The organism is Nocardia amikacinitolerans, from assembly GCF_900215415.1.
Classification (GTDB): domain Bacteria; phylum Actinomycetota; class Actinomycetes; order Mycobacteriales; family Mycobacteriaceae; genus Nocardia; species Nocardia amikacinitolerans.
This window is the reverse complement of the sequence record NZ_OBEG01000008.1, coordinates 262,754-277,769: the sequence shown is the minus strand read 5'-3', so window position 1 is coordinate 277,769 and position 15,016 is coordinate 262,754. Positions and strand designations below refer to the sequence as shown.

Sequence of the window (15,016 nt, the reverse complement as noted above, 5' to 3'; positions counted from 1 at the left end):
GATCGGCGCGGCCGCCGGGTCGATCGGCGCGGGCGCGCATGAACCGCGCCGGTCAGGTCTCCGCTCCCCGCGGGTCGCCAGAAAAGAGGAATCGCACCGGCGCCGAGGATGTCGAAACTCCTTGGCGCCGATGCGATTCGGCGATCCGGTCTGGAACCTATTCGGCCGCGCGCAGCGCGTGCGGTTCGATGGCGCCGCGCACCAGCGCGCGACCGTCGATGGTCTCCGCGCGATAGGGCAGGGCCGCCAGGCGGTCGACCATGCCGGGCACCGGGTCCTCGATCGCGTCGACCAGGCCGAACAGGAACGACCACTCGTGCTCGTCGCTGCCGTAGTGCACGACCGTGCCGAACTGCTCGTGGAAGCGCTGCCAAGACCGCTTGAGGGTCTCGTTGCGCCACATGGTCGCGCAGCCCGCCTGCGCGCTGAGCACGCCGCCAGGTGCGAGCAGCGCTCGACATCGGGACAGGAACTCCGACTCGTAGAGGCGGTTGTGCTGCGCGTCCTCGACCCGCTCGTCGGGCAGATCGATCACGATGACGTCGTAGCGGGTGCCCGCCTGCTGGGCGTTGGCCAGGAAATCCCAGCCGTCGGCGTAGTGCACCTTGATCGGGCCCTCGCCCGCGACCGCCGCGGCGAGCTCCTCGGTCGTGTAGCCGTAGGGCAGGTGCTCGGCGCACAGTTCGACCTCGAGCTGATCGATGTCGACGTGGTCGACGTGGGTGGCGCCCGCGGCCACCGACATCTGGCTCGCGACGCCCTCGCCGGAACCGATGATCAGCACCCTGTCCAGCTTCTCGGCCAGCACGAAGGCGGGCACCATCATCGCCTCGTGGTAGGTCAGCTGGGAGAACTCGGTGGACTGGCGGTCGTCGTCGGAGAACAGGCTGATGCCCTGTTCGGTGCGCGCGATGACCATGTGCTGGAACGGCGTATTGGTGTCGACGATCACATCGTGCAGATCCCAGATCCGGGTCAGGCCCGCGCCGACCGGCTCCTCGATCTTCTGCGCGCCGTGGCCCCGCTGGATGACCTTCATGCGAACGTCTTCGGGAGACAGCTTGTCCCGCAACATCTCGACGGCCTTCGTCGCGCCGGCGCCGATGCTGCCGCAGGTGAAGACGTCGACGAAAATGTCGCCGGACTCCGGATAAGTGTGAATCGAGGCGTGGGACTCCGACAACAGCGCGAGGACGGTCACCCCCTGCGGATCGAACTTCTTGTGAACGACATCGCAGATGGTGACGCCCGCCGCGATCAGAGACTCACGCAACGCCGATTCGAGTCGTTCGAGATCGTCGCAGAGATCTGCGTCGACACCACCGAACTCGGCCAGCACATGCCAGCCGGTGAATTCCGCCGTCATAGGCAAACTCACTCTCGCTCAGCGCCCGAGACATGAACGGTCAAGGGCGGAAAACCATTGAAGGACACCGACGAATAGCTCGCGGTATAGGCGCCGGTGTCGAGGATCGTGATGCGATCACCGGCTCGCAACGTGGTCGGCAGAAGGACCCGTGTGCGTTGATACAGTACATCGTCGCCGTCGCAGGTAGGACCGGCGACCACCGCCTCGTCGACGGGGTCTCCGTCGCGTTCGGTGACGAACCGGTAGGCGATGTACTCGTTCTCGGTCTCGGCCATTCCGTTGTAGCGGCCGATGTCGAGATACACCCAGCGCCGTCCGTCCGGCGCGATGCGGACGCCGACGACCTCGGCGTGAATGGTGCCCGCGTTGCCGACCAGCGCGCGACCGGGTTCGACGACCAGTCCGGCGGTCTCGGGCAGGAATTCGGCGGCGGCGGCGTTCACGACCGCGGCGATCTCGCCGAGCGCGGGGGCCGCCTCGGCGTAGGAGATCGGCAGCCCACCGCCGATGTTCACCGAGGTGATGTGAATGTCCTTGGCGGCCAACGCTTCCGCGATCTCACCGGACTGCTGGATGCCGATCCGCCACGCCGCGGGATCCAGTTGCTGGGAGCCGACGTGGAAGTAGGGACCGGCCACGACAAGCCCCAGATCGCGGGCGCGCACCAGCAGGCGCAGCGCCTCGGCGGGCGAGCAGCCGAACTTGGTGCCGAACGGCGTCTGCGAGGCGGGAGTCGAGGCCAGGAAACGGCACTCGACCTCCGAACCCGGGGCGTGCTCCACGATGCGCAGCAGATCGTCCTCGGTGTCGAAGGCGTAGCGGCGCACCCCCGCGGCGTAGGCGCGGGCGATGTCGGCGGCCTTCTTGATCGGGTTGCCGTAGCAGAGTTTCTCCGGCGCCACCCCGAGGCCGAGGCACAGCTCGATCTCCCCGATGCTCGCCACGTCGAATTCCGCGCCCTCGGCATCGAGCAGGGTGATCAACTCCGGCACCGGGCTCGCCTTCACCGCGAAGCGAATGCGGGCCTTGTCGTCCCCGCGGACGGCGACGGCGGCATCGAGCGCACGATAATTTTCGCGAACTCGCTCGGAGTGGATGACAAGGTACGGGGATTCGGGCATAGTTGATCTTTCGCGTGGGCAGCAGCGGAGAGAGTATCAGCGGCCCCTACCCAGATACGAATCCGTCGAAACCCGTATTCGAGCAGGGGCTGCCCGCCTACCCTTCGGACACCGTGACCTCGTCGAACACCACATCGCCCGCGGCGTCGGACGCGGCGAGATCGACCACCGCCTCGATCGACCAGCCGTGGTCGCCCGCGGGGTCGTCGAGGACCTGGCGCACGTGCCAGAAACCGGGTCGCTGCTCGATCTGGAACAGCTGAGGGCCGCGCGCGTCGGGGCCGATGCCGATGCGCTCGTACTCCTCGAAGTAGGGGGCCAGCTCGTTCGCCCAGTCCGGGCCCGTGCCGAGCTCGGCCAGATCGTCCCAGCGCCGCAGCGCGGCCAGTTCGACGCGACGGAACATGGCGTTGCGCACCATCACGCGGAAGGCGCGCTCGTTGGCGGAGATCGGGCGGATGGTCTCCGCGCCGAAGGCCACCTGCTCGGCGTCGTTCTCCGCGCCAGGGCTGGTCAGCTGCTCCCATTCGTCGAGCAGGCTCGAATCCACTTGGCGGACAAGCTCGCCCAGCCACTCGGTGAGGTCGTCGAGGTCCTCGGTGCGCGCCGCGTCGGGCACGGTGCGGCGCAGCGCGCGGTAGGCGTCGGCAAGGTAGCGCAGCACGACGCCCTCCGAGCGGGCCAGCTCGTAGTGCGAGATGAGCTCGGCGAAGGTCATCGAGCGCTCGATCATGTCGCGCACGACCGACTTGGGGGAGGGCGCGAACTCCGAGACCCACGGGTGTCCCGCGCGATAGGTCTCGTAGGCGGGCTCGATCAACTCGGCCAGCGGCTTGGGCCAGCTGACCTCCTCGAGCAGTTCCATGCGCTCGTCGTAGTCGATCCCGTCGGCCTTCATCTCCGCGACGGCCTCGCCGCGCGCCTTGTGCTGCTGGGCCATCAGCAGCTGGCGGGGGTCCTCCAGGGTCGACTCGATGAGCGAGACCACGTCGAGGGTGTAGCCGGGGGAGTCGCGGTCAAGCAGGTCCAGCGCGGCCAGCGCGAAGGGCGAAAGCGGTTGGTCGAGCGCGAAATCGCGTTGCAGGTCGACGGTGAGGCGGGCGTAGCGGCCGGTCGCGTCGGGTTCGGGCAGCTGCTGCACCACCCCGGCGTCGCGCAGCGCGCGGTAGAGGCGGATCGCGCGCAGGATGTGCTTGCGTTGCGCGGGCCGGGGCTCGTGGTTGTCCTCGAGCAGATGGCGCATGGCCTGAAAACAGTTGCCGGGCCGGGCGATCACGTTGAGCAGCATCGCGTTGGTGACGTTGAACCGCGACACCATCGGCTCCGGCTGGGCCGCCACCAAACGGTCGAAGGTCTCCTCGCTCCAGGAGACGAAACCCTCCGGCGGCTTGCGCCGCTGCACCTTGCGCTGCTTCTTGGGATCGTCACCCGCCTTGGCGAGCAACCTGGCGTTCTCCACTTCGTGCTCGGGCGCCTGCACCACAACGGTGCCCATGGTGTCGAAGCCCGCGCGCCCGGCGCGACCCGCGATCTGATGGAACTCGCGGGCCTTGAGCCTGCGGGTGCGCACGCCGTCGAACTTGGTCAGTCCGGTCAGCAGCACCGTCCGGATCGGGACGTTGATGCCGACGCCGAGCGTGTCGGTGCCGCACACCACCTTCAGCAGACCATCCTGCGCCAGCCGTTCCACCAGCCGGCGGTATTTCGGCAGCATGCCCGCGTGGTGCACGCCGATGCCGTGCCGGATCAACCGGGACAGGGTCTTGCCGAAGCCCGCGGCGAAACGGAAGTCGCCGATCGCCGCGGCGATGGCGTCCTTCTCCGCGCGGGTGGCGAAGTTCACGCTGGTCAGCGCCTGCGCCCGCTCCAGCGCCGCGGCCTGGGTGAAGTGCACCACGTAGACCGGAGCCTGGTGGGTGGTGACCAGTTCCTCCAACGTCTCGGTGATGGGCGTGCGCACATACGAAAAGCTCAGCGGCACCGGGCGTTCGGTGCCGGCGACGATCGCGGTGCCGCGCCCGGTGCGGCGCTCCAGATCGCGGGCGAAGAAGTCGACCTCGCCCAGGGTCGCCGACATCAGCAGGAACTGCGCGCGCGGCAGCTCGAGCAGCGGCACCTGCCAGGCCCAGCCGCGGTCCGGGTCGGCGTAGAAGTGGAACTCGTCCATGACGACCTGGCCGACCTCGGCGTCCGCGCCCTCGCGCAGCGCCAGATTGGCCAGGATCTCGGCGGTGGCGCAGATGATCGGCGCGTCGGCGTTGACCGACGCGTCGCCGGTGACCATGCCCACCTTGTCGGCGCCGAACACCTCGCACAGCGCGAAGAACTTCTCGCTGACCAGGGCCTTGATCGGGGCGGTGTAGTAGGTGCGCTGCCCTCGGGTCAGCGCGAACAGATGCGCGCCGACCGCCACCAGCGATTTGCCGGAACCGGTGGGCGTGGCCAGGATGACGTGCGATCCGGACGCCAGCTCCAGCAGCGCCTCGTCCTGCGCGGGATACAGCGGCGTGCCCTGCTCGGCGGCCCACATGCCGAACGACTCGTAGAGCGCGTCGGCGTCGGTTCCTGGAATGTCGAGCAGTTCGGTCAGATCCACTCCGACCAGCTTAGGGCAGGCCTCGCCGAGGTCGTCACCGCGATCGGCGCGCCGCGTCAGGTGTTGTCGCCGTCGTAGCCGCCCTGCTCGGCGAGGAAGCGCTCGAACTCGGCGCCCAGTTCGTCACCGCTGGGCAGCTCGCCGTCACCGGCGAGCAGGCTGGACTGGCGCTCCTGGGAGGTGACGAAGCTGTCGTACTGGCGCTCCAGCGCGTGCACCACCGTCTCGACCTCGGAGTTTCCCGAGATGTGCTCGTTGACCTGCTCGCGCACGCGCGCGGCCGCCTCGCCGAGCGCGGCGAGCGGCAGCTCGAGGCCCGCGTTCTCGGCGACGTTCTCCAGCAGCGTCTGCGCGGCCTCCGGGTACGCCGTCTGGGCGAGATAGTGCGGCACGTGCACCGAGAAACCGACCGACTCGTGCCCGTGCTGGGCCATCCGGAACTCCAGCAGCGACGACGCGCTGCCAGGCACCTGCAATTCCCCCGGCCAGCGCTGGTGATCGGAGATCAGGTCGCGATCCGAGGAATGCGCGGTGACACCCAGCGGGCGGGTGTGCGGAATCGCCATCGGAATCGCGCTCAGGCCGATGCTGCGGCGCACGCCGAGCTGTTCGGCGAGCAGCCGCACCGCGGTGGTGAACTTCTCCCACCGCAGATCCGGTTCCAGACCGGAGAGCAACAGGAACGGGGTGCCCGCGGTGTCGCGCAGCGCCCACAGGTTCAGCTCGGGTTCGGCGTAATCGGCGAAATGATCGGTTTTGAACGTCATCAGCGGACGGCGGGAGCGGTAGTCCAGCAGTTCGTCGACGTCGAACGAGGCGACCAGTTCGCTTTCCAGGCTCTCGCGCAGGTGCGTCGTGGCCAGGCGGACGGCGTGCCCGGCGTCGGTAAAGCCCTCCAGCCCGTGTACGAGGACCGGACCCGCGCCGTCGGCGGACGACAACTGCGGAGCGGGGAACTCCAGCTCGTACATTCGCGACTCGTAGTCCATCGCGTCACTCCTTCCTGCGCGGTCCGCCGCGGCGGCCGATCGAGGGCAGCACCGCGGGGAACCCATGTCCATTGTCCCCCATGGCGATGACGCGCACCGCGCACGGTGCGGACACCGACCCATAGAACGAGCCAACAGCGCCCGAACGCCCGGCATTCCCGACCGGGTAGCTACCTGTATTCCCTCGTCGCGACGGGTGACACCGGTTACGGCGAAATCGGGTCGGATGCGCGCGAGTCGCGCGCGGAAGTCGGCGTGGCGCAGGAAACGCGAACTCCCGTTTGGCACAGTGAGCGGTGTGACTGTGCCGGATTCGAGGGGACGCACGCGGGCGCTCGGCGCCTGCGCTGTCGCCGTGTGCGCGCTGCTGCTCACCGGGTGCGGGTCGACCGTCACCGGGCAGCCCGTCGCGGCGCGGCCGTCGACCGTGCGGCATATCGACGCCGCACTGACCACGCTGCTGCCCGAACCAGCGCAGTTCCCGGCGCGCTACCCCGCGGTGGTGCTGCCCCCGGAAGCGGCGGCCCAGGCGGCGGGGGACCTGAACGGCGTGACCCGCGGCGCGACCGTGCTGCCGGACGGGTGCGCACCCGCCGAACAGCAGTTCGGCCCCGACCACACCGCCATCGCGGTCGGCACCGACGAGGTCTCCCGCGCCACGCTCACCGTCGAGCTCACCCGGACCAGGCAGCCGCTGTCCACGCTGCGCGAACAGGTGCTTCGCTGCGGCGAGGTGCGGGTGGTGGCCAGGGCAGGGGCGACCACGACGGTGTCGACCGAGCTGGATCCGCCGCCGCCCCTAGACGCCGACGACACGCTGGCGCTGCGTCGCACCGTCGCCCCTGACGTCGGCGGCCCCGGGCTGACTCAGACCATGCGGACGTTCATCGGGCAGGTGGGCGATGTGCGAATCGCGGTGACCTACATGACATTCAGCGATGCGCCGCCCGACACCACGGCGCTGGACGAGCTGTTCACGGCGTCGGTGCGGAAGGTGCGCGAGGCGTAGGCGGACTGCCGCCGAACGATCGAGAGTGGCCGTATACCCGCCCGGTCCGACAACCGGCGCCGCCGGATGGGGCGGTCGCCGTGCTTCGTGCACAGGCTGCCGGTTGTCCACAGGGGAGCTGTTCGCGCAGGTCGGACGATCGGCGGCCGGAGGCGCGGTGCGCACGATGGCGGCATGACGACTTCAGCGAATCCGCCGCTCGGCGCGGGCGCCCGGCGCGGCGGCGAGGGCAGCGAACCCGTCGATCCGCCCGGCCGATACCCGGGCGATCCGACGCGTGCCGAGCATCCGCCGGGGCCGCACCGGCGGCCGCCGCGGCAGCGATTGTGTCTGCGGCCATCCACCGTCGGCTCGCGCACCCGCCGGACGGGCAACGACGACGATCCGGCGCCCAGCGCGGTGTTCGCGCAGCCGTCACCGCTGTACCGCGCCGGATACTCGGCAAAACCACTGCGGGTGGACGATCCCGGAGAACTGATCGCCGCGCTGCCCGCCATGGTGGGGTTCTATCCGCATCGCTCGCTCGTCGTCGCGGTGCTCGGCCCCGCGGAACCGGGCGCGAGCCACGGAATCGCCGCGGTGCTGCGGTTCGATCTCGAGCCGGTCGGCCCGCGCCGCGGCCTTGTCGGGTCGTTCGCGGACCTCATCGGGCAGATCTGCGCCGCCGAGCGTGCGACCGAGACGCTGGCGGTGGTCGTCGACGACCGGCTCGGCGGTCCGCTCGGCAAGGCGGGGCGCGGGCGGCGTGGTTCCCCGCCGGAGGCATTGATCGCCGCGCTCGCCAAGAGGCTCGGCGCCGACGGCATCCGGGTCGGCGGCGCGTGGGCGGTGCCAGCGATCGAGGAGGATCGACCGTGGTGGAGCCTGCTGGACGGGTCGGACCGCGGCACGGTGCCCGACCCGAGCGCGTCCACGGTGGCGCTGGCGCACGTGCTGGACGGACGGCCGATCCTCGGCTCCCGCTCGGAGCTCACCGAGCGGGTGGCCGAGGACACGGCGCTGTGCGCGGAGGTCGGCGTCCAGCTCGACAGCGCTGTCGCGGTGGCCAGGGACCGGTTCGCCAGGGCGGTGCGGCACGACGACGTCACCGGCTATCGCAGACGGGCGCTGGAACACGTGCTGTGGCAGGTCGCCAATATCGAATCCGGCGCCGTGCTCGCCGCGCCGGAGATCGCGGAAGTTGTTGCCGCTCTGCGTGATCGGGTGGTGCGCGACGCGATGTTCGCGCTGGCCGCCTCCGACCACGCGGCGGCCGCGGAACGGCTGTGGCTGACCCTCGTGCGCGGTCTGCCGTCCGGGCGGGACCGCGCCGAGGTCGCGGCCCTGCTCGGTTACAGCGCGTACTTCCGGGGCGACGGACCGTTCGCCGGCATCGCCCTGGAGGCGGCGCTGGAGGCCGACCCGGGCAACGCGATGGCGATCCTGCTGGAAACCTCGCTGCGCGCGGGCATGCGCCCGGAACAGCTGCGCAGGCTCGCCCGCAGCGGTTACGACGCCGCCGCGTGGCTGGGCGTCGACCTCGGACCTGTCGTCCGATGAGGCGCGGAACCGGTGGTCCGATGAGGCGCGGTGCGGAGGGTTCGCCGCGGCTTCGGTGCGGTGTGCGGCTTCGGTTCGGGGCGATCCTATTTCGCGCTGTGCGCGCGCTCGCCCAGCGAGCGCAGGAACTCCCAGGCGTCGGCCACGATCTCGTCGAGATCGTTGTGCTCGGGCCGCCAGCCGAGTTCGTCGATCGCCCGTTCGCTGGAGGCGATCAGCGTGGCCGGGTCGCCGGGACGGCGCGGCGCGTCCTGCGCGGCGATGGGCAGGCCCGTGACGCGTTCGCACGCCGAAATCACCTCGCGCACCGAGAATCCCGCGCCGCTGCCGAGGTTGTAGACGCGGTGCGCGCCTGCCTCGGCCGAGCGCAGGGCCAGCAGGTGGGCCTCGGCGAGATCGCGGATGTGGATGTAGTCGCGCACCGCGGTGCCGTCGGGAGTCGGCCAGTCGGTACCGAAGACGGAGATGGCCTTGCGGTGGCCGAGCGCGACCTGCAGCACGAGCGGAATGAGATGCGTTTCGACCACGCGGTTCTCGCCGAGCCCGCCGTAGGCGCCCGCGACGTTGAAGTACCGCAGGCTGGTCGCGGCCAAGCCGTGCGCGATCGAGTAGGAGGTGATCGCGTGATCGATGGCGAGCTTCGACGCGCCGTAGGGGTTGGTCGGCCGGGTCGGCGCGTCCTCGGTGATCGGCACCTGCTCGGGTTCGCCGTACACCGCGGCGGTCGAGGAGAACACCAGGCGCGGCGTGTCCGTCAGCCGCATGGCCTCGAGCAGCTCCAGCGTCTTCACGACGTTGCCGTGCCAGTACTTCTCCGGCTGCTGTACCGATTCGCCGACCAGCGACTGCGCGGCGAAATGCAAGACGCCGTCGAAGGTTTCGCCGCGCAGCAGCGCGGGCGCGGCCTCGGCGACATCGCCCTCGACGAAGCGCGCACCGGTCGGGACGCCGTCGGCGTTACCGGTGGACAGATCGTCGACGACGACCACCTCGTGGCCGTCTTCCAGCAGCACCTGCGCGCAGACGCCCCCGACGTATCCCGCGCCACCCGTGACCAGAAGTTTCACGGATCAGACCAGCTTCACCTGGACGGCGTGGGCCATTTCGTCCGACAGCTCGAAGCCGCGGTCGTGGCCGGGCACGCTGATGACCACGGAACCGGGCTTGGTCTCGACGGTCACGCGCGCGTCGGGCACCACGCCTGCCTCGCGCAGCTGGCCGATGACCTCCGGATCGGTCTGGATGTGCTCGGCGAGGCGGCGCACGACGACCGCGTGCGCCGGGCCGTGCGGCAGATCCGACAGCCGGACAAGGGTCTCCTCGACCGCCACGGGCGCGGTGATGCCCAGCTCGTCGAGGCCGGGAATGGGGTTGCCGTACGGCGAGGTGGTGGGATGGTTGAGCACCTCGACCAGGCGTCGCTCGACGTCCTCGCTCATCACGTGTTCCCAGCGGCAGGCCTCGGCGTGCACGTTCTGCCAGTCCAGGCCGATGATGTCGACCAGAAGCCGTTCGGCGAGCCGGTGCTTGCGCATGACCGCGACGGCCATGCTGCGGCCCTTCTCGGTGAGCTCGAGATGGCGATCGCCCGCGACGAGCAGCAGCCCGTCGCGCTCCATGCGCGCGACCGTCTGGCTCACGGTCGGGCCGCTCTGCTCGAGGCGCTCGGCGATCCGGGCGCGCAGGGGCACCACGCCCTCCTCCTCGAGGTCGTAGATGGTACGGAGGTACATCTCCGTGGTGTCGACCAGATCCTTCACCTGTTACCCCTTCGTCGGCACGAATTCTACCCACGCACGGCGACAACACCGTGCGCCGTGTCGGATCGCGTCCCACCGCAGGAACCGCATCGGCGCACGGCCTGTCGCCGTGTTCGCACTTGCCTCATTTCTACTGCATACAAACACCCGACGGGGCTGCTAGCTTCCCGCGTACCGTTGCGAGCATGGCCACTGCACCCTCGGCGTCGCCCCGCGAACCAGGGGCGCACCGGAGTTCGGGCACCGTCGTGTGGAGTGAACGCTTCCTCGACTACAGCTGGACGCCGGAGCACCCCATGAAACCGGCGCGACTGAAGTTCACCATGGCGTTGGCCGAAAGTCTGGGATTGCTCGACGGTGTCGAGCGGTTGGAGCCCGCCCCCGCGAGCCGCGACGAACTGTTGCGGGTGCACACCGCCGACTACATCGAGGCGGTCGAGCACGCGGTGGCGCCCGCGGGCGAGCCGCTCGCCCCGCCCTACGGCCTGGGATCGCCCGACAATCCGGTGTTCCCGCGCATGCACCAGGCGGCCTCGATCATCGTCGGCGGCACGCTGGCCGCGGCGCGCGAGATCGCCGAGGGCCGGACCCGGCGGGCGGTCAGCATCGGCGGTGGCATGCATCACGCGATGCCCGCGTCCGCATCGGGCTTCTGCGTCTACAACGATGCGGCCGTGGCGATCTCCTGGCTGCTCGACCACGGCTTCGATCGCATCGCCTATCTCGACGTCGACGTGCACCACGGCGACGGTGTGCAGCGCGCCTTCTACGCGGACCCGAGGGTGCTCACCGTCTCGATCCATCAGCACCCGGCGACCCTGTGGCCCAACACCGGCTGGGCCGAGGAGATCGGCACGGGCGCGGCCGAAGGCACCGCGATCAACCTGCCGATGTTGCCCGGGACCCGAGATGCCCAGTGGCTGCGCGGTTTTCACGCGGTGGTGCCCGGCGCGGTCGCCGCGTTCCGTCCGCAGATCGTGGTGAGCCAGTGCGGTGTGGACACCCACCGCGAGGATCCGCTCGCCGACCTGGAACTCACGGTGGACGGACAGCGCGCGGCGTTCCGCGCCATGCGGGATCTCGCCGATCAGTACGCCGAGGGACGCTGGCTCGCCGTCGGCGGCGGTGGATACGGCTTGGTTCGGGTGGTCCCGCGAGCGTGGACACACCTGCTGGCCACCGCGCTCGACCGCGACATCGCGCCGGAAACGCCGGTGCCGCAGGAGTGGATCGATCTGGTGCGCGCAGTGGCGCCGAACACCGAGCCACCGCGCACCATGGGCGAAGGGGGCGACATCACATTTCGTCCGTGGGACGGGCCCGGCGGAACGGTGGAGACTGGGGATGCGCGCGCCGACCGTGCGCAGCGGGCCGTAGACACGGCCGTATTGGCAACGCGCCGAGCATGCTTCGGGTTGCTCGGCTTGGATCCGGAGGACCCCCGTGACTGAGCAGATCCCCGTCCCGGACTCTCCGTCGACGCCCGCGACGCCACCACCGCCGCCGCAACACTGGTTCGCCGACGTGCTCGCCTCCGACGGCGGGGTGGTGCGGCTGCGGCCGGTGACCCCCGAGGACGGCGACCGTTTACAGGAATTCCACGCCGCGCTCTCCGATCGCACCAGGTACCTGCGGTATTTCGGTCCCTACCCGCGCATCTCGCCGAAGGACCTGTACCGGACGACCCATCTCGACTATCACGACCGGGTCGGTCTGGTGGTCGAGCTCGGCGAGCAGATCATCGCGGTGGGCCGCTACGAACTGCTCGACCGCACCGGTCCGCGCGCCGCCGAGGTCGCTTTCGTGGTGGCCGACGGGCACCAGGGGCGCGGCCTCGGCTCCATCCTGCTCGAGCACCTGGCGGGCGCGGCGGCGGAGAACAAGATCGAGACCTTCGTCGCGGAGGTGCTGGCCGAGAACACCGTGATGGTCACCGTCTTCCGCGAGGCCGGGTATCAGGTCGAGCGCAGCAGGGACGGCTCGGTGCTGCACCTGGAGTTCGCCATCGACCCCACCGAAGCGCTGGTGTCCGTGCGGGATTCGCGGGAACGTGCCTCGGAGGCGCGCAGTGTCGGGAATCTGCTCGCGCCGGGTTCGGTCGCGGTGATCGGCGCCACGCCCGCCGCGGGCCGGGTCGGCGGCGTGGTGCTTGCCAACCTGCTGTCGGGCGTGTTCCAGGGGCCGGTGTATCCGGTCAATCCCACCCGGAAGTTCGTGCGCGGCGTGCGCGCCTACGCCACCGTGCGCGAGATTCCCGACGAGGTGGACTTGGCGGTGGTCGCGGTGCCCGCCGCCGCGATCGACTCGGTCCTCGACGACTGTATGGCCAAGGGCGTCAAGGGTTTGGTGGTGTTGACGGCCGGGTTCGGCGAGACCGGTCCGGAAGGCCTCGCCGCCGAGCGCGATCTGGTCGCGGCCGCGCGAGTGCACGGTATGCGGGTGGTCGGTCCGAGCGCGTTGGGCATCGCCAATACCGACCCGGCGGTGTCGCTGAACGCGACGTTGGCGCCGGTGCTGCCCGCGCGCGGGCGGATCGGATTCTTCTGCCAGTCCGGGCCGTTGGGCGCGGCCATCCTCGGCGAGGCGGCCGCGCGGAACCTGGGTCTCTCGACGTTCGTCTCGGCGGGCAACCGCGCCGACGTGTCCGGCAACGATCTGCTCCAGTACTGGGACACCGCGCCCGACACCGACGTGATCCTGCTGTACCTGGAGAGCTTCGGTAACCCGCGCAAGTTCTCCCGGATCGCGCGACGGGTGGCGCGCACCAAACCGATCGTCGCGGTGAGCAGCGGGCGGCAGGCCGGGCGCAGCCAGCCCCCGCGCGATATGGATCGCTCGATCGTGCGAGACCTGTTCGCGCAGGCGGGCATCGTGCAGGTGGACTCGATCTCGGAGTTGTTCGACTGCGCCGCGCTGCTCGGCTATCAGCCGCTGCCCCGCGGGTCGCGCCTCGCGGTGGTCAGCAACAGCACCGCGCTCAGCTGGCTGGCCGTCGACGCGGCCCGCGGTGAGGGCCTCGACGTGGCTGAGCCGGTGAATCTGGGGCCGCAGGCGACGCCGGGCGCGTACCTCGACGCGGTCGTCGCCGCACTGCGGTCCGACGAGACCGATTCCGTCATCGTGGTTTTCGCGCCACCGGTGCCGCTGCCGATGGCCGGGTTCGCCGACGCCATCCGGGCCGCCGCGGCCGCGGTGCCCGAGGCGGACAAACCGATTCTCACCACGTTCATCGCCGAGCAGGGCATTCCGAATCTGCTCGCGGTGCGCGGTCAGGGCGGGATGGCGGTGCACGGATCGATTCCGTCGTATCCGGATCCCGAACGCGCCGCGCGGGCGTTGGCTCGGGTCCGCCGCTACGCGGAGTGGCGGGACAAACCCGCGTCGGTGGTGGTGCGACCGGACGGCATCGATACCGAGCGAGCCAGGGGACTGGTGGCGAAGTGGATGGTCGATTCCGGCGGCCGCTGGCTGACCGATCTGGAGGCCGCCGAGCTGCTCACCTGCTACGGCATCCAGGTCGTCGAGTTCCGCGAGGTGCGCGACGCCGAGGAGGCGGTGGCGGCGGCCGAGGAACTGGGCTATCCGGTGGCGGCGAAGGCCACCGGCGAGATGTGGCGGCGCAGGCCCGATTTGATCGGTGTGCGGCTCGACCTGTGGCGGCCGGAGGCGGTGCGCCAGGCCTACACCGACCTGGTGGAGACCTGCGGTGACCCGGTGCTGCACATCCAGAAGATGGCGACCAAGGGCGTCGGCTGCATCCTGCGCGTGCAGGACGACCCGTCCTTCGGGTCGGTGATCGAGTTCGGTCTGTCCGGCATGATCATCGAAATGCTCGGCGACCGCGCCTATCGCGCGCTCCCGCTGACCAGCGACGAGGCGGCGGCCCTGATCGACGCTCCGCGCGCGGCCCCGCTGCTCTCCGGCACGCCGGCGAGTCCGCGGGTGGACAAGGCCGCGCTCGCCGAACTGGCGCAACGTATTTCGGCGCTGTTCGACGACCTCCCCGAAATGCGCGAGCTGGCCTTCGATCCCGTGCTTGCCTCGCCGACCTCGGCGGAAATCCTCTACGCGCGCGGTCGAATCGGCCCCGAGCCCAGTCGGTTCGACGTCGGCCCGCGGCGGTTGGCATGAGGCCTCTGTCGTCGAGCGGCGTTAACGTCGCTCGGGCGGCACCCGATCTGGTGAAGATCCGAGAGACTCGACCAGAGAGGTGTCGACATGAAAACCACTACCCTCGCCGGGCTTTTCGCCCTTGCGTTCCTGGCAGCGGGATGTTCGGTGGAGGTCGGTTCCTCCACGCCCCAGGTCAAGGAAGGCGAGCTGGAGAAGTCGGTCAAGCAGACCCTGACCGAGGAGGTCGGGCAGGAACCCGACAGCATCGACTGCCCCGATGACCTGGAGGGCAAGGTCGGTACGACCATGCGCTGCACGTTGACCGCGGGCGGCGAGACGCTCGGCCTCACCGTGACGGTGACCTCGGTGGAAGGCGACAAGGTCAACTACGACGTCGCCGTCGATCCGGCCTGACAACGAGTTCGCCGACCGGTTCGCGCGGAATCCGGAGGGGGCGGGTCGCGCGGACACCGGTCGGCGTCTGTGCGGTGACCGCGTAGGTCACCAAGTCGGACGCCGG

Annotated in this window: 11 protein-coding genes; 5 read left to right on the top strand and 6 right to left on the bottom strand. The window is 70.1% G+C overall.

Annotation, left to right across the window (positions count from 1 at the left end; translation table 11 throughout):
• Positions 1-157 precede the first annotated feature (157 nt).
• The 4 genes from speD to CRP45_RS30570 all read right to left on the bottom strand — a co-directional run bounded on the left by speD (position 158) and on the right by CRP45_RS30570 (position 6,075).
• Positions 158-1,366: an adenosylmethionine decarboxylase gene (gene speD / locus CRP45_RS30585; protein WP_097248097.1), complete on the bottom strand. Its 1,209-nt coding sequence runs from the start codon at positions 1,364-1,366 to the stop codon at positions 158-160.
• 8 nt (positions 1,367-1,374) lie between these two features.
• Positions 1,375-2,490 (bottom strand): type III PLP-dependent enzyme, encoded by a 1,116-nt coding sequence (locus tag CRP45_RS30580; RefSeq protein ID WP_097248096.1) that lies wholly within the window; start codon positions 2,488-2,490, stop codon positions 1,375-1,377.
• Positions 2,491-2,587: 97 nt separating this feature from the next.
• Complete coding sequence (locus tag CRP45_RS30575) at positions 2,588-5,086, bottom strand: DEAD/DEAH box helicase (protein ID WP_097248095.1); 2,499 nt, start codon at positions 5,084-5,086, stop codon at positions 2,588-2,590.
• Positions 5,087-5,142: 56 nt separating this feature from the next.
• Entirely contained in the window at positions 5,143-6,075 is a 933-nt protein-coding gene (locus CRP45_RS30570; protein ID WP_067779533.1) for a PAC2 family protein, read from the bottom strand.
• Between the two features lie 298 nt (positions 6,076-6,373).
• Between CRP45_RS30570 and CRP45_RS30565 the strand changes: the two genes are divergently transcribed.
• Positions 6,374-7,084 carry a sensor domain-containing protein gene (locus tag CRP45_RS30565; RefSeq protein WP_245910600.1) on the top strand — a complete coding sequence of 237 codons (711 nt, stop codon included), beginning with the start codon at positions 6,374-6,376 and terminating at the stop codon, positions 7,082-7,084.
• Positions 7,085-7,258: 174 nt separating this feature from the next.
• Positions 7,259-8,623, top strand: a complete 1,365-nt coding sequence (locus tag CRP45_RS30560) for a DUF4192 domain-containing protein (protein WP_097248094.1) — start codon at positions 7,259-7,261, stop codon at positions 8,621-8,623.
• 86 nt (positions 8,624-8,709) lie between these two features.
• Here the strand turns inward: CRP45_RS30560 and galE are convergent, their stop codons facing one another.
• Both galE and CRP45_RS30550 read right to left on the bottom strand, forming a co-directional pair.
• Entirely contained in the window at positions 8,710-9,690 is a 981-nt protein-coding gene (galE, locus tag CRP45_RS30555) for a UDP-glucose 4-epimerase GalE (RefSeq protein WP_097248093.1), read from the bottom strand.
• Between the two features lie 3 nt (positions 9,691-9,693).
• Positions 9,694-10,383, bottom strand: a complete 690-nt coding sequence (locus CRP45_RS30550) for an iron-dependent transcriptional repressor DtxR (protein ID WP_067779537.1) — start codon at positions 10,381-10,383, stop codon at positions 9,694-9,696.
• Between the two features lie 185 nt (positions 10,384-10,568).
• Between CRP45_RS30550 and CRP45_RS30545 the strand changes: the two genes are divergently transcribed.
• The 3 genes from CRP45_RS30545 to CRP45_RS30535 all read left to right on the top strand — a co-directional run bounded on the left by CRP45_RS30545 (position 10,569) and on the right by CRP45_RS30535 (position 14,910).
• Complete coding sequence (locus CRP45_RS30545; protein WP_097248092.1) at positions 10,569-11,834, top strand: acetoin utilization protein AcuC; 1,266 nt, start codon at positions 10,569-10,571, stop codon at positions 11,832-11,834.
• Complete coding sequence (locus CRP45_RS30540) at positions 11,827-14,514, top strand: bifunctional acetate--CoA ligase family protein/GNAT family N-acetyltransferase (protein WP_067779544.1); 2,688 nt, start codon at positions 11,827-11,829, stop codon at positions 14,512-14,514. The genes CRP45_RS30545 and CRP45_RS30540 overlap by 8 nt, the downstream gene beginning before the upstream one ends.
• An 87-nt stretch (positions 14,515-14,601) precedes the next feature.
• Entirely contained in the window at positions 14,602-14,910 is a 309-nt protein-coding gene (locus CRP45_RS30535) for a DUF4333 domain-containing protein (protein WP_097248091.1), read from the top strand.
• Positions 14,911-15,016 lie beyond the last annotated feature (106 nt).